The 22820-nt window shown below is 53.6% G+C and carries 19 protein-coding genes; 11 read left to right on the top strand and 8 right to left on the bottom strand.

The window, feature by feature from the left end; genetic code table 11:
* Window positions 1-170 precede the first annotated feature (170 nt).
* On the top strand, window positions 171-2114 hold the full coding sequence (locus VIN76_RS15870; protein ID WP_332042840.1) for a peptidylprolyl isomerase: 1944 nt from the start codon (window positions 171-173) through the stop codon (window positions 2112-2114).
* A 33-nt stretch (window positions 2115-2147) separates the two neighbouring features.
* Complete coding sequence (gene trpE / locus VIN76_RS15865; protein ID WP_332042912.1) at window positions 2148-3665, top strand: anthranilate synthase component I; 1518 nt, start codon at window positions 2148-2150, stop codon at window positions 3663-3665.
* Window positions 3666-3700: 35 nt separating this feature from the next.
* Here trpE and VIN76_RS15860 read toward each other — a convergent pair whose 3' ends face one another.
* Window positions 3701-4003 carry a polyhydroxyalkanoic acid system family protein gene (locus tag VIN76_RS15860; protein WP_332042839.1) on the bottom strand — a complete coding sequence of 101 codons (303 nt, stop codon included), beginning with the start codon at window positions 4001-4003 and terminating at the stop codon, window positions 3701-3703.
* Window positions 4004-4117: 114 nt separating this feature from the next.
* On the opposite strand from VIN76_RS15860, the gene VIN76_RS15855 reads away from it, so the two are divergent.
* The 6 genes from VIN76_RS15855 (at window position 4118) to lexA (ending at window position 9068) form a co-directional block, all read left to right on the top strand.
* On the top strand, window positions 4118-4711 hold the full coding sequence (locus VIN76_RS15855; RefSeq protein WP_332042838.1) for an aminodeoxychorismate/anthranilate synthase component II: 594 nt from the start codon (window positions 4118-4120) through the stop codon (window positions 4709-4711).
* A 100-nt stretch (window positions 4712-4811) separates the two neighbouring features.
* A complete protein-coding gene (gene trpD / locus VIN76_RS15850) occupies window positions 4812-5819 on the top strand; it encodes an anthranilate phosphoribosyltransferase (RefSeq protein ID WP_332042837.1) in 1008 nt (335 codons plus the stop codon).
* Between the two features lie 3 nt (window positions 5820-5822).
* Window positions 5823-6620, top strand: coding sequence for an indole-3-glycerol phosphate synthase TrpC (gene trpC / locus VIN76_RS15845; protein ID WP_332042836.1), 798 nt, complete (start codon window positions 5823-5825; stop codon window positions 6618-6620).
* Complete coding sequence (gene moaC, locus VIN76_RS15840; protein WP_332042835.1) at window positions 6620-7102, top strand: cyclic pyranopterin monophosphate synthase MoaC; 483 nt, start codon at window positions 6620-6622, stop codon at window positions 7100-7102. Before trpC ends, moaC begins: the two co-directional genes overlap by 1 nt.
* Window positions 7099-8283, top strand: coding sequence for a molybdopterin molybdotransferase MoeA (locus VIN76_RS15835; RefSeq protein ID WP_332042834.1), 1185 nt, complete (start codon window positions 7099-7101; stop codon window positions 8281-8283). The genes moaC and VIN76_RS15835 overlap by 4 nt, the downstream gene beginning before the upstream one ends.
* A gap of 80 nt (window positions 8284-8363) precedes the next feature.
* A complete protein-coding gene (gene lexA, locus VIN76_RS15830) occupies window positions 8364-9068 on the top strand; it encodes a transcriptional repressor LexA (protein WP_332042833.1) in 705 nt (234 codons plus the stop codon).
* 6 nt (window positions 9069-9074) lie between these two features.
* Here the strand turns inward: lexA and VIN76_RS15825 are convergent, their stop codons facing one another.
* Complete coding sequence (locus VIN76_RS15825) at window positions 9075-11384, bottom strand: ComEC/Rec2 family competence protein (RefSeq protein ID WP_332042832.1); 2310 nt, start codon at window positions 11382-11384, stop codon at window positions 9075-9077.
* A 31-nt stretch (window positions 11385-11415) separates the two neighbouring features.
* Between VIN76_RS15825 and gltX the strand changes: the two genes are divergently transcribed.
* Window positions 11416-12834, top strand: coding sequence for a glutamate--tRNA ligase (gene gltX, locus VIN76_RS15820; RefSeq protein WP_332042831.1), 1419 nt, complete (start codon window positions 11416-11418; stop codon window positions 12832-12834).
* Between the two features lie 31 nt (window positions 12835-12865).
* A complete protein-coding gene (locus VIN76_RS15815; RefSeq protein ID WP_332042830.1) occupies window positions 12866-14152 on the top strand; it encodes a citrate synthase in 1287 nt (428 codons plus the stop codon).
* 120 nt (window positions 14153-14272) lie between these two features.
* Here VIN76_RS15815 and VIN76_RS15810 read toward each other — a convergent pair whose 3' ends face one another.
* The 4 genes from VIN76_RS15810 to VIN76_RS15795 all read right to left on the bottom strand — a co-directional run bounded on the left by VIN76_RS15810 (window position 14273) and on the right by VIN76_RS15795 (window position 18435).
* Window positions 14273-15673 (bottom strand): HAMP domain-containing sensor histidine kinase, encoded by a 1401-nt coding sequence (locus VIN76_RS15810; RefSeq protein ID WP_332042829.1) that lies wholly within the window; start codon window positions 15671-15673, stop codon window positions 14273-14275.
* On the bottom strand, window positions 15670-16719 hold the full coding sequence (locus tag VIN76_RS15805) for a hypothetical protein (RefSeq protein WP_332042828.1): 1050 nt from the start codon (window positions 16717-16719) through the stop codon (window positions 15670-15672). The genes VIN76_RS15810 and VIN76_RS15805 overlap by 4 nt, the downstream gene beginning before the upstream one ends.
* A 75-nt stretch (window positions 16720-16794) precedes the next feature.
* A complete protein-coding gene (locus VIN76_RS15800; RefSeq protein ID WP_332042827.1) occupies window positions 16795-17994 on the bottom strand; it encodes a hypothetical protein in 1200 nt (399 codons plus the stop codon).
* 132 nt (window positions 17995-18126) lie between these two features.
* Window positions 18127-18435, bottom strand: a complete 309-nt coding sequence (locus VIN76_RS15795) for an Hpt domain-containing protein (protein ID WP_332042826.1) — start codon at window positions 18433-18435, stop codon at window positions 18127-18129.
* Between the two features lie 170 nt (window positions 18436-18605).
* Between VIN76_RS15795 and VIN76_RS15790 the strand changes: the two genes are divergently transcribed.
* Window positions 18606-20846: a hypothetical protein gene (locus tag VIN76_RS15790; RefSeq protein WP_332042825.1), complete on the top strand. Its 2241-nt coding sequence runs from the start codon at window positions 18606-18608 to the stop codon at window positions 20844-20846.
* Window positions 20847-20890: 44 nt separating this feature from the next.
* Here the strand turns inward: VIN76_RS15790 and VIN76_RS15785 are convergent, their stop codons facing one another.
* Both VIN76_RS15785 and VIN76_RS15780 read right to left on the bottom strand, forming a co-directional pair.
* A complete protein-coding gene (locus VIN76_RS15785) occupies window positions 20891-21178 on the bottom strand; it encodes a DUF1467 family protein (protein ID WP_332042824.1) in 288 nt (95 codons plus the stop codon).
* Window positions 21179-21181: 3 nt separating this feature from the next.
* The gene (locus VIN76_RS15780; protein WP_332042911.1) at window positions 21182-22819 is read right to left on the bottom strand and encodes a ribonuclease J; all 1638 of its coding nucleotides are present in this window, start codon (window positions 22817-22819) and stop codon (window positions 21182-21184) included.
* Window position 22820 lies beyond the last annotated feature (1 nt).

Genomic DNA, 22820 nt, shown 5'->3' with positions numbered 1-22820 from the left:
TCCTGCCTATATGAGGATGACGGCATGTAGAATGTGCGCCAATGTAATGGGTAACAAAGCCATAATCATTATACACTTTAGACCCTGCCGCTCCCTTTTGCTTGAACGAAAAACGCAAGCCGCCTAAAGCCTGTGATTAATCTTTATTCCAACAGAATTGCAGCATTTTCATGATCTCATTTTTCCGCAAAATCTTTTCGTCGAAACTTGGCCTTTTCCTAACCATGTGTTTTGTCGGCCTGATCGCGATTGCCTTTGCCTCTGCTGACGTGACCGGCAGCGGTGCGTTTGGCGGTGTGACAAGTTCTGGCACGGCGGTTAAGGTCGGGGATTCAAAAATCACGACATCCGACCTCAATATGTCGATCAACAACGCCTTCCGGGCGGAACAGCGTGAAAATACGGGGCTGGATCTGAAAAGCTTTGTCGAGGGCGGCGGATTTGACGGTATATTGGAGCGCCTGATCAACAGTTTCTCGATTGCCGAATTTGGTGATAAATACGGGATGGCTGCTGGCAAACGCCTTGTTGATAGCGAGATTGCGAGCATCCCCTCTTTCCAGGGGGCTGACGGTCGCTTCAGCGAAGAAAATTTCCGCCGGGCGCTTCAACAGCAAGGAATTAAGGAAAAGCAGCTTCGCGAAGACTTTTCCCGCAACCTGATCGCCGATCAATTGCTTCCGGTTAGCGGCTTTGGCGCATTTGTTCCGCAAAAGCTGGTCATGCCTTATGCATCGCTACTTCTGGAATCGCGGCAGGGACAGGTCGCCATCATTCCTTCTGCGGCTTTTGTAGAAAATGTAGAGCCAAGTGATGCGGCCCTTTCTGCCTATTATAGCAAAAACGGGTCACGCTACACGATCCCGGAACGCCGGATGATCAGCTATGCTCTGTTCTCAAAAGACAGGTTTAACGAGACAATCAAACCCACGGAAAAGGAAATTCAGGGTAAATATAATCTCGATAAAGCCAAATATGCGGCCAGCGAAACCCGCAATATCGATCAGGTCATCGTACCAACTCAGGCCGCGGCCAAGGCACTAGCTGATAAAATAAAAAGCGGCACAACCATTGCAGCGGCCGCGCAATCGGTCGGTCTCTCCGTTGCGGAAGTTGGATCGGTAAGCAAAAGCACCCTTGCAAACACAGCTTCCCAAGCGGTTGCCGATGCCGTTTTCGCGGCTCCATCCGGTGGAATCTCAGCGCCGGCACAAAGCGCGCTAGGCTGGCATATCGCCATCGTCAAAGACATTACAAGTGTCCCGGCGCAGACTTTGGAGCAGGTCCGCCCTGCTATCATTGCCGAGCTGACTCGCGACAAGGTCGCCGATGCGATGGCGGAATTAACCATGGAAATGGAAGATGAATTTGCTTCCGGATCCACATTGGAAGATGTCGCGAAAGCTGAACAGCTTACGATTCAGGCAACCCCGATGCTGCTCGCCAATGGGCAAAATCCGGAAGATCCGAACTATCAACCCATACCGGAAATGGAACGCATACTTCCCATCGCCTTTTCATTAGAGGAAGATTCCGATCCCCAAGTGGTAGAGATTATTCCCGGCCAGCAATATGCGATCATGGCTGTGAACCAGATTGCAGCAGCAGCTCCGCCGCCGCTCAAGTCCATCAAACAGGCAGTGGCCCGCGATTATATCCTCGAACAAGGCTCCAAGAAGGCCAAAACCGTGGCCGACAAAATAGCCAAGCAGGTCAGTAGCGGTGTCGCCCTTTCCAAGGCGCTTGCCGATACGAATGTGAGGCTGCCAGCAGTTGAATCTATTAACAGTACGCGGGCCAATCTAGCCACACAAAGCCAAAAAGGACAGGTTCCGCCGCCGCTGACACTTATGTTCAGCATGGCGGAAGGCAGTGCAAAAACTTTGAAAGCCCCTCAGAATCAGGGTTGGTTTGTCGTTAGCCTGACTAACATCGATCCCGGAGATGCTTCGGACCAGACCGATTTACTGAAAGCGACAAGCACGCAATTCAAAAACGTCTTTGGTAACGAATATACCGATCAGTTTATCAACGCTATGAAAGCTGATGTCGGCGTCAAGAAAAACGATAAAGCGCTTACTGCGCTGCGAAACCAGTTAATGGGTCAGCAGTAATATGATCCTGTTTCAATCCATTCGGGATAAATGATGCGAAGCTTTGACGTGCGGTCGGCACATGAAACCCTTACTGACGGGAAACCGTCACTCATCTGGCGCAAACAGGTCGCAGATACCGAAACGCCGGTATCTGCTGCACTGAAACTGATGGATGCGGGGCGCGGTGACTTTTTACTCGAATCCGTCGAAGGCGGCGAAACACGCGGGCGCTATAGCTATATTGGATTGGCCCCTGACCTTGTGTTTCGGGCCGATGGCCACGGGGCGTCTATCAATCCGCGCTGGCTGATCGATCGAGAGGCATTCGAACCAGAGCAAACAGGAAGCCTTGATGCCTTGCGGCAGTTGGTCAAGCGTTGCCAGATGGATGTTCCCGAAGGCTTGCCCGGAGCGCTTGCCTGTCTTGTCGGTTATTTTGGTTATGAAACCATCGGTCTTGTCGAAAAGCTGCCAAGAGCTCCGCAATCCGAACTAGATTTGCCGGACATGCTGTTTGTTCGGCCCACCGTAATCGTGATATTTGACCGATTGGCGGACGAGATGTTTCTTGTCGCTCCGATCTGGCCCGAAACGACCGGTGATGCACAGAGCAAGATAGTAGCGGCGGAAGAAAGACTGGACGAAGTGGAGAGGCATATAGCCGCAAAAGTCCCTGCGCAAAGCCTCCAGGCGGCTGACCTCGACCCGGACGATATTGTTTTTGAATCTAAACTGAAACCCGGCCAATATGAAGATATGGTGCTGCGCGCCAAGGATTATATCGAGGCGGGTGATATTTTTCAGGTGGTGCTGGCACAGCGCTTCACCGCGCCTTTTGCCCTGCCCCCGGTGGAACTGTACCGGGCGCTGCGCCGGATAAACCCCTCACCCTTTCTGTTTTTCCTCGACCTGCCGGGATTTGCGGTCATCGGCTCAAGTCCGGAGATTCTGGTCCGCGCGCGCGGTGGTGAGGTCACAATCCGTCCCATTGCCGGAACCCGCCCCCGCGGGGCCAATGCGGCGGAAGACAAAGCCAATCGCGAAAGCCTTCTCGCAGATCCCAAAGAGCGAGCGGAGCATTTGATGTTGCTTGACCTCGGCCGCAACGATGTGGGCCGGGTCAGCACAGCCGGTAGCGTGGAAGTCACCGACAGCTATACAATCGAATTATACAGCCATGTCATGCACATTGTTTCTAATGTTGTCGGTACGCTGGCCCCAGATAAAGACGCCCTTGATGCTCTGTTCGCGGGCTTTCCCGCAGGAACCGTAAGCGGCGCGCCAAAAGTACGCGCTTGCCAGATCATAGCCGAACTGGAGCCGGAAACGCGCGGCGCTTATGCTGGCGGCGTTGGCTATTTCTCCCCCGACGGCAGCATGGACAGTTGTATCGTTCTACGCACCGGTATCGTAAAAGACGGAACGCTTCATGTTCAAGCCGGGGCCGGTATCGTCGCCGACAGCATCCCGCTGAATGAACAGCGTGAGTGCGAAGCGAAATCGGGTGCGTTATTAGCCGCTGCGAAAGAAGCTGTACGAAGAGCGCAAGAAGCGGGTTTCGGGCAATAGCTCCGGACATTAGGTTCGGTTAATAAAGACCAGCTCTATTCCAGCATTTTCGGTGCTTTTTGCTGGAGCTTTTCCTTAATCTTGTTCGCAAACATCGCGAGCATGGGTGGCAGATCGAAAGTGGCCTGTACTTCGTCCTCGCGCACATGCATTTCGCCGCCAATCCGCTGACCCAGCGCTTCCAATGTGCAGAATATCGTGTCGCCTTCCCAATGATGCTCTGTCAGGGTCGCTCCCGGCACGGCGTCGCTTAGCGTGTGGATACCGCTCGCGATACGGCGGCGGGCTTCTGACAGGCCCAATTTATGCGGAATGGTAATGGTAACCGGTTCACCCATGTTCTAAACTCCTTGCTCCTTTCAATATCACCCCGATTCTCTTCGTCAAACGATCTGCTCAGCAGACAGCAGAAACACTTGGCCTGTGATGATTTTATGATTAGGCAGCACTTCATGATCCTGGTTATCGACAATTATGACAGCTTTACCTTCAACCTCGTCCATTATCTTATGGAATTGGGTGCAGAGGTCCGTGTTGAACGCAACGATGCGCTGAGCGCGGGGGAGGCATTGGCCAGCGGAGCGGATGCATTCCTTATCTCTCCCGGCCCCTGCACACCCGATCAGGCAGGCATTTCGATTGACCTGGTCGCCGCCTGCGCGGATGCAGAAAAACCGCTGCTTGGCGTTTGTCTGGGCCATCAAAGCATTGGCCAGTATTTTGGCGGAACCGTTGTGCGCGGCGGGCTGATGCACGGAAAAACATCCCCGATAACCCACGATAATAGCGGTGTGTTTCAAGGGATCCCCTCACCCTATAATGCCACCCGCTACCACTCCTTGATTGTTGAGGATATTCCCGACTGCCTGATCGTCAACGCCACTGCCGGGGATGGTTCTGTCATGGGTTTCCGCCACCAAAGCCTGCCCATCCACGGGGTCCAGTTTCACCCCGAAAGCATAGCCACCGAATATGGCCATGATCTGCTCGCCAACTTCATGCGTGTGGCTGGATTGACACCAAAAGCTCTCAAAGAACTCGCATGATACAGATACTGGTCATTATACCCGGCATGGAGGGGCCCCGCTCCGCTATGGACGAACTGAAACGGCCGCTTCACCCCGTCGTAGCGCCAGGAGAAAGACGATGACAAAAACCCTTCCCGATCCGGTCGCTCCGCTATCCGCCGAAGAGGCCCGGACGGCCTTTGCTGCCATATTGGATGGCAAGGTTGATGCCAGCAATATCAAATCCTTTTTGATCGCGCTGGCCGATCGCGGCGAGACTCCTACCGAAATTGCGGCGGCGGCAAAGGAAATGCGCGCGCGTATGGTCCCTGTCGAAGCCCCTGCCGGAGCCATTGACGTATGCGGAACCGGCGGCGACGGGAGCAACAGCCTGAATATATCAACCGCAACATCGTTGATTATAGCCGCATGTGATATACCAATGGCCAAGCACGGCAACCGCGCCGCATCCAGCAAATCTGGGGCGGCTGACACGCTGGAAGCCCTAGGCCTTGATCTTGCCAAGGCATCGGAGGGCGGAGAGCAATCCCTGCGCGAGATTGGCATCGCGTTTTTCTTTGCGCCCCATCATCATCCCGCGCTCGGGCCGATTGCCGCCATTCGCAAGGATATTGGCCGCAGGACGATCTTTAATCTGCTTGGCCCGCTCTGTAATCCCGCACGGGTCCGGCGGCAATTAATCGGCGTTTCCACCCCCGGCCTTGTGGAAACCTTTGCCGAAGCGGCGGCCCAACTCGATTATGAGAAGATCATGATTGTTTCGGGCGAAGAGGGGTTGGATGAGTTAAGCATTTCCGGCCCGTCCAAAGTAGCCGTGGTCGAAGGGCAAACAATTACCTACAGCCGGATTACCCCCGAAGATATCGGCCTGCCCATACATAATGCCGGTGCGGTCGAGGGGGGAGACGCTGAATTTAACGCCGCGGCACTCAGAAGATTGTTACAGGGCGAAAAATCCGCTTACCGCGATGCGGTCCTGCTCAATAGCGCTGCGGCCTTGATGGTCGCAGGTGCGGCCGAAAGCTGGGAAGAAGGCGTCGAAGAAGCAGCCGAAGCGCTGGACAAGGGATTGGCCAATGCCATACTGGATTGCTGGATCGCTAACCAACAAGAGATGGCCGAATAGGAAATGAATAAACTCACCGAAATTTGTGAGGCAAAGCGCGAGCATGTCCGCGAACGCCGGTCCGCTGTTTCCTCTTCTGCCCTGCAAGATCAGGCGCAGCAGCAATCTCCTCCACGGGGCTTTATCCGCGCTATCGAACAGAAATCAGCGAGCGGATTTGCCCTTATTGCAGAAATTAAGAAAGCAAGTCCGTCTAAGGGATTGATTCGAAAGGATTTTGGTCCGCCCACCCATGCCCGGTCCTATGAAGCCGGGGGAGCGGCGTGTCTGTCAGTCCTTACCGATACGCCCTATTTTCAGGGTGCGGACGAATTTCTTGTTGCGGCGCGCGCAGCCTGCAACCTGCCCTGTTTGCGCAAGGATTTCATGGTTGATCCGTGGCAGGTCACCGAATCGCGTGCGCTAGGCGCAGATGCGGTTCTAATCATCATGGCCGCTCTGGACGATGCCCTTGCCATGGAGATTGAGGCGGCGGCGATGGAACTGGGAATGGATGTCCTGGTCGAGGTTCATGACGAAACAGAACTGGAACGTGCACTGGCACTTAAGTCCCGGCTTTTGGGGATCAATAACCGCGACCTGAAGACGTTCGAAACCAGCCTTGAGCAAACCGAGCGGCTGTCAAAACTTGTCCCCGATGACCGGGTCATGGTATCGGAAAGCGGAATTTTTACGCATGATGATTGCCAGAGACTGTCGCAGTCGGGCGCCCGCGCATTTCTGGTCGGAGAGTCGTTGATGAGCCAAAATGACATAGAGACCGCAACCCGTTTGCTGTTGACCGGCAGGTCGGAAGGCTGATGAGCAAACTCACCCATATTGATGGCAAAGGCGCCGCACATATGGTTGATATATCGGCCAAGGAAAATAGCGTGCGGGAGGCAAAAGCCGAAGGGTATATCGGCATGGGACCGGACGTTCTGGAAGCGATCAAAGCCAATAGCATGAAAAAGGGTGATGTGCTTGCCACCGCCCGCATTGCCGGGATCATGGCGGCCAAAAAAACCAGCGACATGATTCCGCTGTGTCACCCTTTGGCACTTAGCAAAGTAGCGGTGGATTTCGAGTTTCGGGATGACGGTATCAGGGTGCAGTCAACGGCCCGTTTAACTGGAAAAACTGGCGTAGAAATGGAAGCATTAACAGCAGTTTCCATAGCTCTTTTAACGATTTACGATATGTCCAAGGCTATGCAGAAAGATATGGTCATTCGCGATATACGACTGCTATCCAAAACAGGCGGCAAGTCAGGGCACTGGACCGCAGCCGAAAGCCTGGCTTGACACCGTTATTGCCTTTGGAAGACGCACAGCAGCGTCTGATTTCCATGGCCCGGCCCTTACCGTCAGAGACGCTTCCTATCGGCGATGCACTGGGCCGTTATCTTGCCGAAGATATGATCGCCAGACGCAGCCAACCGGCGGCAGATATGTCAGCTATGGACGGCTATTCAATCTGCTTTGAAGACCGCCGCGGGCCTTGGCAAATTGCCGGAGAATGCAAAGCCGGAAGCCCACCCTGCCCACCGATCAAAGCCGGGCAAGCGGCTCGGATTTTTACGGGTGCGCTGATGCCGGACGGGGCGGATACTGTGGTGATGCAGGAAAATATCTCGTGCGATGGCGACAGCATCCGGCTTATTGGCGACCCTCCTCCCTCCAAAGGCCATCATGTCCGCCACAAGGGTGGTGATTTTGAGGCTGGCGATATAACAGTTCAGGCCGGGACCTACCTCAACCCCCCAGCATTGGCCCACGGCGTTATGGCAGGTCTGGGTAGTCTCAACACGGGTCAGCGACCAAAGGTGGCGATCCTCTCCACCGGCGATGAACTGGTCGCCCCTGGCACAGAGGCATTGCCGCACCAGATACCGGCCAGCAATGACCTCATGATTCTTTCAATGCTTTTACAACTACCTGCTATAACCCGCTCTATAAGCAGAATAAAAGACAATATGGATAGTCTGTGTGAAGCGCTAGAAAGCGCCGCCGACTGCGATGTCATCGTGACTATCGGCGGTGCATCGGTTGGCGATCACGATCTGGTCGCCCCCGCTTTTGAACGTTTGGGTGGTCAGATAGATTTCTGGAAAATCGCGATGAAGCCGGGAAAGCCCTTAATGGCCGGAAGGCTGGGCGACAGTATCGTTCTTGCGCTGCCCGGCAATCCGGTGTCCGCCTTTGTTACCGCGACATTATTCCTGCTGCCTCTGGTCCGCCATCTAGCTGGTGCCCGCTCGCCCATGCCCGTCATGCAGGTCGCAAAAACGCGCAGCCTCCTGCCCCCGACAACGCAGCGCGCAGAATGGCTGCGCGCAAAAGTCGATGAAAGCGGGATATCCGTTTTCGACAGTCAGGATAGCGCTAAACTTTCAATTTTGTCCGCCGCCAACGCCCTGCTTTTTCGCCCGCCCCACAGTCCCGAACAACCCAAAGGCGCGTCAGTTTCCTACATTGCCATATGAATTCTCATATGAATAATGCTTGACTCGCTTTCATATGTTTCATAATTGTTCTTTATTCGTTCCCGATAAGGACATGGAATATGCTGACCCCTAAACAACATGAACTGCTATGCTTCATTCATAATCGTTTGGAGGAAAGCGGCGTATCCCCTTCTTTTGAAGAGATGAAAGACGCTTTGGGACTGAAATCCAAATCCGGCATCCATAGGCTGATTAGCGCTTTGGAAGAACGCGGCTTTTTGCGGCGGCTCCCCAACCGGGCCCGCGCCTTGGAAGTGACCAAATTGCCTGAAGGCGGAAATCTGACACCGCAACATGCCGAAACGGCATCCAATGTAGTCAATATTGGCTCCGGCTCCTCAAGGCCAAAGCGTGTGAAAGAGCTTTCGGTCGTCGCTAATGACGTGATCGAAATCCCGCTCCATGGTCGCATTGCGGCCGGAGCGCCGATTGAAGCCCTGGAAGGCCAGACAGCGCTTAGTGTGCCAGCAGCTTTGCTTGGCCCCGGCGAACATTATGCGTTGGAAGTATCCGGCGATTCCATGATTGAGGCCGGCATATTGGACGGCGACTATGCCCTGATACAGCGCACAGAAACCGCACGAAACGGCGAAATTGTTGTGGCACTGGTCCATAATGAAGAGGCAACTCTCAAATATCTGTTCAAGGAAGGCTCTTCGGTTCGTCTTGATCCGGCCAATAGTGCCTATGAACCACAGATATTCGGTCCTGATGAAGTGCAAATACAGGGTAAAATGGCCGGGCTTTTGCGGCGTTATAACTAATATCTTCTAGTTCAGCTTTTGGATTCGCTGGTTTTCCTGCCTTTCTGGCAGGGTAAAGCGTGTCCAGTGATGCCGTCCGGAGCGATCCAACACCGTCTCGACCCGCTGGTTTTCCAGATCTATCGTCATGCCCCCCGTCTGGTTTAACAAAGTGCGGTCCGCTTTGATCCATCGCGGCTGGCAACTATGCGGCAGGCGGCGTTCGCTGATGACTATATCGGCGCGGCGGCAAGCTGCGGACAGAGCAAGCGCCGGGATATAATAAGAACTGCGCGTGGCGAGGATTACCCAGCTCCGGCCGGCTGTTTCTATTGTGACCGAACAGCTATCCACGTTGCAATCCGCACCGCGCCAATGCTCCAGAGGCATTGTCTCCCCCTCGATACCGGCATTTTCCGTAATCATGGTACGGATAAAATCCCCGCTGCGGGTGCGTAGCATCGCAAGCTCTCCCCCTTCATCACGAATTGCAACATGGCGGCCATCCCCCGTGATATAAAGATCGGGGGCGCGGATCGAGCCGATTACCACTATGCCAATGATTACGGGGACAAGACCCCAGATACGCCAACGCTGGCTCCATATGCATAGCCACAATCCCCCGATAACGAGCAACCCGAACGCCGCCTGCGGCATGGTTGGAATCATGGTCACAGATCCGGGGCGATTGGAGACATAATGAGCAATGACTAGAAGAAAGCTGAGCGCCTTTTCACATAGCCACCAGACAGGTGCGCCAAGGCCGACACTATCGAGCAACAGAGCCAATGCCTCCAATGGCATAATCACAAATGTTGTCAGTGGGATGGCAATGATATTTGCGAAAGCGCCGTAGATGCCTGTTTTGTGAAAATGGAATAAGGCAATTGGTATCAGCGCCAATTCAACGACCAGACCGGTCAGGAACAGTCCTGCTATCACCCGGCAAAGGCGCTTGAGCCACTTTTCCTCCCGCCGGGCCAGCAAAGCCTGCACCTTGGGATGTTCGTGCAATGCAATGATCGCGGTCACTGCGGCAAAACTAAGCTGGAAACTCGGCCCCACCAGCGATTCCGGCCACAGGATGAGTACGAACAATGCCCCCGCCGCAACCATACGCAATGTAATCGCGCTGCGCCCCATGATTAACGCTGCAAGCACCAGCAGCGCTGCTGCACACGAACGGATAGTCGGCACTTCAGCCCCCGTCAGCAATGTATAACCCAGCGCCCCGACAGCCGCACAACCCGCAGCAAATAACGGCAATCGAAAGCGCAGTGCCAGCGGCGGAAAAAGCGCCAGCGCGCGCAACACCAGAAGATAGATCGCTCCGACAATGGCGGTGACGTGCAGTCCGCTTATCGACAAAAGATGCGCCAATCCGCTGCGGCGCATGGCTTCCGCATCTTCATCACTTATCGCACCGCGATCTCCGGTTGCCAGCGTCGCGCCTATGGCCCCTGCTCCGCCCGTCATCCGCGCTTGGACATGACTGGAAAGCATCTGTCGATATTGCGGCATGGATGAAAGCGGCCCCCATAACGGCGGCGGCGGTGCTTGTACGATTCGTATGTCCCCCAATAATCGCCCGGTAGCCCCCAGCCCCATGAACCACGCGCGTCGTGAAAAATCATAAGCTCCGGGCAGGCTTGGCATGGACGGCGGCATTAACCGAGCGCGTAACTGTATGACCGTGCCAGCCCGTAAATCTCCCACCCGCAAATTAGTAGATTGCAAGCCAGTCACGGCATTATCTATCGGCACATTAATACGCACCAGCGATGGCAAATCCTGCTTCTCGTGCGTTGCCAAGGTCAACCGGACAACCTCCCGTGCGCTCACCAACTCTGTCTTTTCAACTTCCGCGTAAAAGGATAGCACCATTGGTCGCTCCAAAACCGGTGCGGCAACGGCCCAGCAGCGCATCCACATCACCGCGCAACCGATAGCCATAAGCATCAGGTACCAGATCAACGCATTGCTGGCCCTGCCGCCCCGGTCCAGTGATTTGACAAATAGGGCCAAACCCGCACACAGAGCGATAAATCCTATCCAGAATGCGGAATTAGCAAGCCAAAACCATGCAGCGATGCCCATGCCTACGCCAACCGGTACCCATAAAGCCAGCCGGTCACGCTCTTTTTCCAACTGCATCTCAAGCCGGGGAAGAGTGCCGCGCAGCCAGTAGGGTAGACTTTGCCAATCGCTAATAAAATCGGGGAATTGTCGTCCATGAAACAGCGTGCTAAGGGCCTTGCCAACCGAACCAGAAATGGTGGTATTGCCGTTAGAATCGGTAGTCGTGCCAAGGCTGTTCGGGTCAAGACCGCTGTGCATCCCATTCACTTAACACAGGAAAATTTCAGGCGTGACTCTTAATGAAACAGAACATGTCGTCACGCGGTTCGCGCCGTCACCCACCGGCTTTTTGCATATTGGCGGCGCGCGTACGGCAATGTTCAACTGGCTGTTCGCCCGTCACCATGGCGGCAAAGCGCTGCTGAGGATCGAAGATACCGATAAAGCGCGCTCCACTCAGGAAGCGATTGATGCGATCATCGAAGGACTGGACTGGCTCGGCCTGGACTGGGACGGCGAAACGGTTTTCCAATCGGAACGCGCCGCCCGCCATGCAGAGGTCGCGTATCAACTACTCGCTTCCGGCAATGCATATAAATGTTTCGCGACCCCTGAAGAACTGGCCGCCATGCGCGAGCAGCAAAAGGCAGAGAAAAAGCCGATGCGCTATGATGGCCGCTGGCGGGATCGTGACCCCTCCGAAGCACCGGAAGGCGCACCTTTTGTTATCCGCCTGAAAACGGAAACCAGCGGCAAAATGACGATTGCCGATGCCGTGCAAGGTGAAGTTTCTGTACAGAATAGCGAGATTGATGACTTTATCCTTCTGCGCTCCGACGGCACACCAACCTATATGCTTGCGGTGGTAGTAGATGACCATGACATGGGCGTCACCCACTTGATTCGCGGTGACGATCATCTCAACAACGCCTTTCGGCAACTGGCGATGATCCGCGCAATGGGCTGGAAAGAGCCGGTTTACGCGCATATCCCCCTGATCCACGGCAATGATGGTGCAAAGCTGTCCAAACGTCATGGGGCATTGGGTGTAGATGCCTATCGCGATATGGGGATCATGGCAGATGCGATGTTCAACTATCTCTTGCGGCTTGGCTGGGGCCACGGCGATGACGAGATTATTTCGCGCGCGCAGGCTATTGAATGGTTTGATCTGTCCGGGGTGGGCAAATCCCCATCCCGCTTTGACGCAAAAAAGCTACAGAATCTGAACGGCCAATATATTCGCGAAGCCGATGACAATGTGCTGGTAGATTTGACCACTCCGTGGATAGAGAAAGATCTGGACGAAGAATTATCGACTGCACAGCGCGATTTGTTGGCCAAGGCCATGCCGGTTTTGAAAAGCCGGGCAAAAAACCTTATCGAATTGGCCAGTAATAGCCTTTTTCTGTATAAAAACCGACCACTTGACCTCGACGAGAAGGCACAGGCTCTGCTAGATGCTGACGCAAGGCAACTGCTTGCATCGATTCATTCTGCTTTGATTGATCTTGACGACTGGACCATCGAGGCAACAGAAGAAAAGGTGAAAGCTATAGCAGAAGCTGCGGAATTGGGGTTAGGAAAGCTTGCACAACCTATGCGGGCTGCCTTAACCGGTAGCACCAGTTCACCCGGAATTTTTGACGTGCTGATACTCTTGGGTAAGGAAGAGTCATTAAATCGTCTAGCAGACCAGACAAAATAACCTGAACAATCAGGGCAGAAAGGACAATATTGTGGGCAACAATAGCGCAGGATTGAATTTTAACGGAAAAGATCACGAATTTACAGTTAAGAAGGGAACCGTCGGACCGGATGTTATTGATATCCGGAAGCTTTACGCGCAAACTGGTGCGTTCACCTATGATCCCGGCTTTACATCCACAGCAAGCTGCGAATCGGAACTTACCTATATTGACGGCGACCAGGGTGTATTGCTGCACCGCGGTTATCCGATCGAGCAGCTGGCCGAACATAGCAGCTTTATGGAAGTTGCCCATTTGCTGCTTCGCGGCGAATTGCCCACGTCGGAAGAATATGACGACTTTACGAATACGATAACTCGTCACACCATGCTGCATGACCAGTTGCGAGGCTTTTACAACGGTTTCCGCCGGGATGCCCACCCGATGGCCATTATGTGCGGCGTAGTCGGGGCGCTTTCCGCGTTTTACCATGACAGCACCGATATTAACGACCCGCAGCAACGGATGATTGCCAGCCACCGGTTGATCGCAAAAATGCCGACCATTGCTGCCATGGCCTATAAATATGCGGTTGGTCAGCCCCCGCTCTATCCAGACAATAATCTAAGCTATACAGGTAATTTCCTGCGGATGACCTTTGGTGTTCCGGCAGAACCATATGAAGTGAACCCGGTTATTGAAAAAGCCATGGACCGGATATTCATCCTCCATGCCGATCATGAACAGAACGCTTCGACATCAACCGTACGTCTGGCCGGCTCATCGGGTGCGAACCCATTTGCCTGTATCGCTGCCGGTATCGCGTGCCTGTGGGGCCCTGCCCACGGCGGCGCCAACGAAGCGGCACTCAATATGCTCCATGAAATCGGCCATCCGGACCGGATCCCCGAATATATCAAGCGTGCAAAAGACAAAGACGATCCATTCCGCCTGATGGGCTTTGGCCACCGCGTTTATAAAAATTACGACCCGCGTGCGACCGTTATGCAGAAAACCGTCCGCGAAGTCTTTGAATCGCTGAAAGTATCTGATCCGGTCTTTGATGTTGCGCTGCAACTGGAAGATATGGCGCTCAACGATCCGTATTTCATCGAAAAGAAACTCTTCCCGAATGTCGATTTCTATTCCGGTATCATATTGTCGGCCATTGGCTTCCCTACATCAATGTTCACCGCGCTATTCGCTCTTGCCCGGACCGTTGGCTGGGTGGCACAGTGGAACGAGATGATTTCCGATCCCGGCCAGCGTATCGGCCGCCCTCGCCAGCTTTACACTGGCCCCACGCAACGTGATTATGTCGAAATCGGCAAACGGTGAGCGTGTAGGAAATAAGTTGAAAAAGGGGGCTTAAATGCTCCCTTTTTTATGCGGGAGGCTTATCAAAAATACCGTTGATACTAAGCCCATTGAGGAATGCTTTTAGCGTTGAAGCCGCCCCTATAACTCCCGTGATGGCAGGGTGAGCTTGAACTTTGCGCCCTTGCCCACGGCGCTTTCAACTGTCAGGCTACCTTCCATCGCGTCGGCCAGGCGGCGGGATATGAACAGACCCAATCCGCTGCCACCATCACCGGAACGGCCCAGCCTTTCAAATTTTTCAAAAATCTTCTGCTGGTCCTCGGGTGCAATCCCGTCCCCTTGATCACGGACAGTGATCGTGGAAAACTCACCTTCCTGCTTCACCTGCAACTTTATCACCGACCCATCGGGAGAATAACGGATCGCGTTGCCGATCAGGTTGACCAATATCTGTAAAACCCTGCGAAACTCACCTTTTGCGGGTACTTTTGTGTCTTTGCCGGGCAGGTCAATGCGTATCTGATGATCTGCAGCCTTTACTGCCAGCAAACCGGCAGCCCGATGCGCCATGTCCACCAGATCAATGTCATCTGCGGCAACCGTAAAACTGGAACGCTGAATTGCTTCCAAGTCAGACAGGTCGTTGACAAGATCCATAAGGTGACGGCCTGCGGAGGCAATATCCTTGGCATAATTGGAATAATCCCCGCGCAAAGGTCCTTCCAGGCGGCTGCCAATTGTTTCGGCATTGGCGATGATCTTGCCCAAAGGCTGACGCAAGGCCGGCCCTAAATGCGACCCGAAGAGGGAGTCACTAATCAGGTCGCTTTTCCCCCCGCTACATTCCACTTCGTTAATCTTGCCCCTCACCTCTTGATCCTCATCCGGTTCAAGCGTGAAGCGATAGCCTGAAAACAGGCCGTCATTGTCGATTAAGGGCTGACCCGACAATATATAGGAGGATTTCTTACCGTATTTCTGACGGACATGCTGGGCCCGCACCGGCTGACGCTCGGATATGGATTCAACCAGCACGGTCTGTTTGGACGGGGCCACAAAGTCGAAAACGTCGAGTAGGGATTGCCCGATATATTTTTCAACCGCTGCCAGGTCCCCCGGCAAAGCCAGCCCCATGATCCGCAAGGATGCGTCCGTCCGGATGGATGCCCGCCCGCTTAGCCGTCCAAAATCACGTTGCCGGTCCAATGATGTAATATTGGCTCCGGGCACGGGGGTTTCTTTCCAGTCGATGATGCTGATTCCAACGCCGCCCTGATCCTCACCGGATTGCGGGCGGATTTCAACCCACATGCTGATCAGATAATCATCATCCGCCGCCTGCACCGGGCGTGACAGCACCATATCCAGCTTACGGCACAACCGGCATAGACTAGCCAGTTGCGGCAAAGCCAGCGGACCTTTTTCGTAACCGCCAGCCTGCAAATGCAGGTGCAGCAACGGCGGGTCAGCCGAGATCAGACGACCATCGGCATCCAATTGCCCGCGAACCGGCTCGGCCAGATTCCCGGGGGCCATCATTCCTCTGACAAGCCTGCATAATGAACTTTGAGCTGATGCAAGGCATCCTGATACAGTGCATTGCTCGACCATTTTTTGACTAAGGCCACTGCTTGCCTGTGATCAATCTCGTTATAGGATGCGGGCGTCAGCAACTTTCCGCCGCCCTCCAGCACAGCGAATATTGACAGCGCCTGCTGGGCGGGCAGGTTAATTGCACGCATAGCCAGAACAAACCGCATCATATTCGGTTCTGCCGTGAACAGAATCAACTGGTCAACCGTAAGCCCCGAGCGCTTGGCCAAGCGGGCTAGAAACAGGTCCAGACCGTCATGCAGAGGGTGAAGATTTTCACTATCTGTCTGTTGGTCTACAAGCTGGGCCAGACGCTGGGCGCGGCTTTGGGTTCCTGCCCCTTCGTCATGCCGGCCAAGCAGCTTTTCTGCAGCTTTCGTAAGTTCCGATCCGTCATAGCTCGACAATTTCTGGATTGCGGCGACAACGGGCCAGACCAGTGCAAATAATATTTCCGCTGGCAGGTTGTCGATATGGGCATTTATTGCGCCTGAGCCGCTGCCTGCTCCTGCAGAAATATCGCGGCTTTGCGCCACAAGCAACGCCATAGCGGCATCGGCGATGGCCCGATCCTCATTATCCAAATGCCGGATGAGAGCCGATTCCAGATCCGTTTGCGATATTTTCCGCAAAAGACGTGCGCCTAGCTCAACCCGCTGCGAACAGGTGAAGACATGGTCGAGCAGCATTTTGGTTTCAAGCAAGCCAGCATTTTGCAGAAGTGGATAGCAATGCCCCCTGTCACTATTCCCGATTTCTATGATTATATCGTGCGTCAGACCATAATCCTTGGCCGCTATCACACAGATTTCAGTCTCGATTTGCTGGACAATAGTCTTTAAATACTGGCGGCCATGGGAAACGATACGGTCCGACAAAATTATTTCCGATTTAGGAAACAGCGCGGCTGCAAAATCGTCAGATATATGGGCGCTGGATGCCCCTATCGCAGCAGCTTGCTGGACAAGACCAACGCCCGGATTCTGATGCAATAGAAATTCTCGGTTTACCATAGCAATTGTCGTAGGTTGAGATGGTTAATATCTGACTAACCGGCTTATCGCATGCTATGGATGTAAAACATGTGAATCTGCCGCAAATCGGCGGCTATGGGCAATGGCCAGATAGGCCGCACAGAATAATGCAGAGGCATAGAAGCCCATCGCAAGATATCCCGTAATCCCGGCGGCCAGCAAAATGCCCGAAATCAGGACGGCATCAGGTTTTATCCAATTCAGCGCAGCTATGTCGGGCACCGTGCGGATGGCCCATAGCAGGCAAAACAGGATCGCCAGTATCGTCATCTCTGCGACCAAAGCCTCCGAATGCGCGCTCCGGTAAACTGTCACTGCCAGTGCAGCCGCCCCCAACAGATAAAAGATGGGCCCGGTCAGACGGGATTTGCCATTACCGAAGGAAAAAATGGAAATCCGGCTATGGAGCAGCAAGGTCAGCGCGCCGAGGAACAGAAAGGCCAGCGAGGCGACTGGCCAGGCAATCAGAGAAAAGCCTACAGCAATCGCAGCGCAGGCAAGGCTGGCCACGCTGATATATTTTTTCGCCTCGGGAGCCTCCCACAGCAAGGGGATCGCCCTTCGCATTAAGGGCCACGCTATATAACGGTCGAGGAAATTCTGTTTAGGGATATGGATATTACCGACCTGCCGCTTGGCATAGTCCGCGCTTGTCTGTGCGTTCGGTAATCGCGCAGCGGCATCAGCCTGCATATCCGCGTCTGAAATCAAGCTGCGTTCACAGCCCGATTGCACCGCGGTTCGCAGCAGGGCCGATCCGATATCCCAATCTTCCGGAATCTCCGATATCTCACTCAATCGGGATGCTTTGAACAATGCTATGCCCAGCCATCGGTGGCTAAGGTCTATTCGCTCAAAACCGGAATAGATGTCATCATTGGCAACAACATAGATAAGTTCATCACTCTGCATCCGCAGTGCCTGTTCGATGCTCTCTCTGGGAAGAACCCCATCACCCAGATACAGCAGGTCATCCTGCGGCGATGCATATTGGGCCAAATCGCCAGCATCGCGAACGATTTCAATATCAATATTCCTGACTTTCAGGCCGTCAGCATATCTCCATAGCCCTGCGTGCATGGCCGGGCTAAGCAATATGATCTTTTCCGCCCCCATATTTTGGGCGGATTCCACCTGTTTATCGACAATATTGCCATCGAACAGCGGTAACATGCCAACAGGCCCGTGTCCCGCCTCATCCTCGATTGATAGGGAGATCAGTGCCAGTCTCAACAGAATATCCCAAATGGCCCGTCATAACGCATTGGAAGCTTATAGGATTTACCGGGAGAGCGTCAAAGCGATATCTTTTATCACAGCAAAATGACCGCAATTGTTTAACTGCGTGCCTTTAATCGCGTGCCATCAATCCCGGTGGCTTTCAATGGCACAAATAGCGCGTTCCAGCTTTTTCAGCACTGTCGGCTCACCCGGCGCAGATATCGCCGCCTCGTGGGCAAGGTTCAGCAACTGGGTCGCACCAAAACTAGCCGCCAGCCCTTTCAGGCGTAGCGCGGCATATTCCCAATTGGCATCACAGCGCGCCCGGTGAAGCAAATCCACCTGCCTTTTTGCGCTGCTCAAAAAAGCTTCACGCAAGTCCGTGACCATAGCCTGATCGTCACCAACAGCAGCGGTTAAGGCCGCATCAAATGCTCCATAATCAAATGTCATGGGGCATATATAAGACGAGTTTGTTAACTTGTAGTTTCTCTCCGCCATTTTTGTGGTAAACATCTTTCATGACAAGCGGACAAAAAATTATCGGAATCAGGCGCGCCCGGGATGCAGAACCTGATATTGATCATGTCGAATTCGACGAAACGGACGATGGGATATCGCTTATGCAAAGCGGAGAAGACATCCTTTCGGAGGGAGACGAAGCCGGACAGACGCTTGACGAAAGTGCGGCCGACGAAGATTGGGAGCCTTATTACGATGATGAGGCCGTCCCCTTTTCCAGATCGCATTATATTGCCCCGGCTCTGCTTGGCCTTGTCATAGCGGTTTGGACGGTATTTTTCCTTTGGGCCAATAATGAAATTTTCTCCGCGCTCCCGACAATGAAGGGCGGAATTGACCTGCTTACCCAATATTGTTTACCCGTTGCTACCTTCGCTATATTTTACCTTCTCTACATGCGGAACAGCACTCGGGAAGCAAGGCGCTTTGATGATGTGGCTTCCTCTCTGCGGATCCAGTCCGAGCAATTGGAATATCGGTTAAAGACCGTGAACAATGAATTGGCAATGGCCCGTGAATTTTTGGCTGGCGAGACAAAGCAACTGGAAGTGCTGGGCGAACAATCGTCCGGGAAACTCAATGAAGCGGCCAGCAATATCAAATCCGCGATCAATGATGGCCTGTCCAAAATGAAGAAATTGGATGAGGTTGGCGGCACGGCTTATAAAAATCTGGATCAGCTTCGCGTGCATTTGCCGTTCGTTATAAATACGGCGAAGGATGTCACTAACCAGATCGGCAATACCGGGCGTTCGGCGCAGGCCGAAATGGCCGCCATGGTGAACACATTGAAACGTGTCGGCGATGTTGGAACCGCCGCAAAGAACAGTCTGGATCAGCTGACCCAGCGGTCGGAGGACTCTCTTAATAACCTTGAAACCACTGCCGAAGCAGTCAAAGGAAAAATTTCCAAGCAACTGGCCGAAGCAGAAACGGGATCAACCCGGATAGCCGACGTGTTGAAAAATGCTTCTGCCGAAGTCATTGATGCTTTGCACAAAAGCCGAATGGAACTGGCGGCGGAAACTTCTGCAAGCTCCCAGGCGATTAAGGACGACCTGATAGCACTGGAAGAAACATTGGCACTGGTCGGGACGACAGCCGATGATGAAGAGGCGCGGCTTAAGAAACTGGTCGCCGAGCTTCATCAAAGCGTGGTCGAAATCACCACCAAAGTGGCAACGCTGGACAACGAAGGCGGAGAAAAGACCGCTAAACTTGCCTTTGCGATGACGGCTCTGGAACAGAATAGCGAGGCGCTTAAAAAATCGATCGAAGAAGGCCATGGCACAGCAGACACTATGATCGAGCGGGTTGAACACCTGCTTGTCGCGCTTGATAGCGGTGCGCGTGAATTGGATGAAACGCTTCCCGCTGCCTTTGACCGGATGAACGAAAAATCCGAAGCCAGCTCCGCCCTGCTGAGCCATATGGTCGCCGAAGCAGAAAAGGTTGGAGCTGCGGCAGATGAAGCTACTGCAAAGATCGAAAAATCGGATGAAGCGATTGAAGAACAGCGCGTCAAACTCGCAAAACTCAGCGAAGATGGCGATATCGCAACCGACAATGTTCTGGGCAAAATCGAAGGGCTGGCCAAGGAATTACAGAATATTCGTGAACAGAACGAGGCTTTGGCCGAAAGTGCTGGCGAAAAACTTGTCAGCGCCCTGCTCCGCGTAAAAGATACTGCCAGACAGGCATCCGAACATTCCCGGCAAGCGCTGGAAAACTCCATATCCAGTTCTGCCGAAAGTTTTGAGAAAGTCAGCGAAGAAGCGCTCAGCAGGATTATTGACGAGAAAATCTCTTCCATCGCACCAAAGCTGGAAGACGCCGTGTCCAAGGCTGTGGCGACAACAGAGTCTACCGCGGGTCATTTGACCGCCCAGCTTACTGCCATTGAGGACATGACCACCAAGCTGGAACAGCGCATCCTGTTTGCGCGGGAAAAAGCGGAACAACACAATGAAGAGAATTTCACCCGCCGGGTGGCTATGCTGACTGAATCGCTCAATTCGACTGCCATTGATGTCACCAAATTGCTATCCAACGAAGTGACGGACACGGAATGGGCCGCGTACCTGAAAGGCGACCGGGGCATATTTACCCGCCGCGCCGTCCGCTTGCTTGATGCCGGAGAGGTCCGCGAAATATTGTCAGAATATGACAGCAACCCGGATTTCCGCGAGCATGTGAACCGCTACATTCATGATTTTGAGACAATGTTGCGCGGTGTTCTGGCAACCCGTGATGGCAGCGCGATCAGCGTCACTCTGCTATCATCGGATATAGGCAAGCTCTATGTTGCCTTGGCCCAGGCTATCGAACGACTCCGCAGCTAAAACGCGGAGTCGTTAAGGCCCGGAATAATAATCGGGCTAAAACGCTATTGGAGCTGTTCCAACCGTTCGCTGCTTCCAAATATGTCAATATCTTCGGCAGTGATCCACTCGTGTGTATAGTTGAAATAGAAAAGCAGGAATAGCACTGTCGCGAGCACGGTGGTTAGCAGTATGGTCCGAAGCGGCCTGAAATTAACCGGCGCTCCATCGGCTTGCCCCTTCACCATCTCAACTCCGGCTTCCGTGTGGCTCTTTATACCGAATGGCAATATTATGAATGCCGAAAGCACCCAAAACAGTGAATAGATCGCAATGATTGAAGTCCAAGCCATGGGTTAAGCCTCTACTACCAGCACCGATACAACCGGTTTTTTACCTGTCCACTCGGTCGCGCTGCGACGGACCAACAAGCGTAAATCTTCGGAAAATCTGTTCAAATCGCCAACCGGCTTTTTAAACTTTTTCATAATCGCCTCGCTAATCTCGTCTAGGAAGGCTTCCTCGTCTTCCTCCAATGGTACACCCAGATTACGCAGCACCGGCTGACCGGAGATTTTACCATCCTGGCCAAGCCCGACTGCCACGGAAATGCTGCCATTATAGGCGATCTTCCGCCGCTCATTAAGCGTCGCGCCATCTGCCGGGATAATGACGTCACCATCGACAACAAGTCGTCCGGTGCGCTCCTTACCAACAATTTTCGGACCATCTGGTGCAAGGCGCACGACATCGCCATTTTCCTGAAAAATATTCTTCGCAACGCCCTGCTCCTTGGCAAAGCGGGCCTGCTCTTTCATATGCCGGATTTCGCCGTGAACCGGGACCAATATCTCCGGACGTATCCATTCATACATTTGCGCCAGTTCCGGACGGCCGGGGTGGCCGGAGACATGAATATGCTCTTGCCGGTCGGTAATCATGACAACCCCTTTGGAGGCAAGTTGATTTTGGATACGGCCAATCGCGATCTCGTTACCGGGGATCTGCTTTGACGAAAACAGGACATTATCGCCCTCGGTCAGTTTGATCTTGTGGCTGTCGCCCGCAATCCTGCCAAGTGCTGCCCTGGCCTCACCCTGCCCGCCGGTCGCGATGATCATGATTTTATCGCGAGGGATGGTCATGGCTTCCTCAAAATCGACAGTAGGCGGGAAATCTTTCAGATAGCCGTTCTCGCGGCAATTTTCGATCATCCGGTCCAGCGACCTGCCTGCAACGCATAATTGCCGCCCGGAATGTTTCGCCACTTCGCCCAATGTCTGAAGCCGCGCCGCATTGGATGCAAAGGTTGTCACCAGTACGCGGTTATCCAGATTTTCGACAACACGCATCAAATTGCGATAAACATCGCCCTCGGAACCTGATGCGGCGTCGTTAAAGACGTTGGTGGAATCGCACACCATCGCCAAAATGCCTTCGTCTCCAATGGCTTTTAACTGGTCGGGTGTAGCTGGTACCCCAAGCAGGGGCTCATCATCCAGCTTCCAGTCCCCGGTATGGAATATTTTGCCAAAAGGCGTGTCTATCAAAAGCGCATTGCCCTCTGCAATGCTGTGCGCGATCGGGATATAGCGAAAACCGAACGGGCCAAGGTCAAAGCTGCCTTCGTTCGGAATGATGTTCATCTTCACATCATTTTCAAGGCCGACTTCCTCGAGTTTCCGGCGGATCAAGCCTGCGGTAAAGGGCGTCGCATAAAGCGGAACATCAAGCTCTGCCGCAAAATAGGGAACCGCGCCAATATGGTCTTCATGCGCATGAGTCAGCACGATGCCGAGCAGGTTTTTGGATTGCTTCTCGATAAACTCCAGATCGGGAAGAACAAGGTCAATGCCCGGATATCCCGGATCAGCGAAAGTCATGCCAAGATCGACCATCACCCACTTGCCGTCACAACCATATAGGTTGACGTTCATTCCAATCTCTCCCGATCCGCCAAGGGCCAGGAAGAGAAGCTCGTTTTTCGGTTTAATC

The organism is Parasphingorhabdus sp. (assembly GCF_036568145.1).
In the GTDB taxonomy this organism is placed as follows: Bacteria; Pseudomonadota; Alphaproteobacteria; order Sphingomonadales; family Sphingomonadaceae; genus Parasphingorhabdus.
The sequence above is the reverse complement of the archived record's forward strand: the minus strand, read 5'-3'. Positions and strand labels throughout refer to the sequence as shown.

Bases quoted from the DNA above. Each gene is read 5' to 3' on its own strand.
- VIN76_RS15870 (WP_332042840.1), top strand. From the start codon at position 171: ATGATCTCATTTTTCCGCAAAATCTTTTCGTCGAAACTTGGCCTTTTC.
- trpE (WP_332042912.1), top strand. From the start codon at position 2,148: ATGCGAAGCTTTGACGTGCGGTCGGCACATGAAACCCTTACTGACGGG.
- VIN76_RS15860 (WP_332042839.1), bottom strand. From the start codon at position 4,003: ATGGGTGAACCGGTTACCATTACCATTCCGCATAAATTGGGCCTGTCA.
- VIN76_RS15855 (WP_332042838.1), top strand. From the start codon at position 4,118: ATGATCCTGGTTATCGACAATTATGACAGCTTTACCTTCAACCTCGTC.
- trpD (WP_332042837.1), top strand. From the start codon at position 4,812: ATGACAAAAACCCTTCCCGATCCGGTCGCTCCGCTATCCGCCGAAGAG.
- trpC (WP_332042836.1), top strand. From the start codon at position 5,823: ATGAATAAACTCACCGAAATTTGTGAGGCAAAGCGCGAGCATGTCCGC.
- moaC (WP_332042835.1), top strand. From the start codon at position 6,620: ATGAGCAAACTCACCCATATTGATGGCAAAGGCGCCGCACATATGGTT.
- lexA (WP_332042833.1), top strand. From the start codon at position 8,364: ATGCTGACCCCTAAACAACATGAACTGCTATGCTTCATTCATAATCGT.
- VIN76_RS15825 (WP_332042832.1), bottom strand. From the start codon at position 11,384: ATGCACAGCGGTCTTGACCCGAACAGCCTTGGCACGACTACCGATTCT.
- VIN76_RS15810 (WP_332042829.1), bottom strand. From the start codon at position 15,673: ATGATGGCCCCCGGGAATCTGGCCGAGCCGGTTCGCGGGCAATTGGAT.
- VIN76_RS15795 (WP_332042826.1), bottom strand. From the start codon at position 18,435: ATGACATTTGATTATGGAGCATTTGATGCGGCCTTAACCGCTGCTGTT.
- VIN76_RS15790 (WP_332042825.1), top strand. From the start codon at position 18,606: ATGCAAAGCGGAGAAGACATCCTTTCGGAGGGAGACGAAGCCGGACAG.
- VIN76_RS15785 (WP_332042824.1), bottom strand. From the start codon at position 21,178: ATGGCTTGGACTTCAATCATTGCGATCTATTCACTGTTTTGGGTGCTT.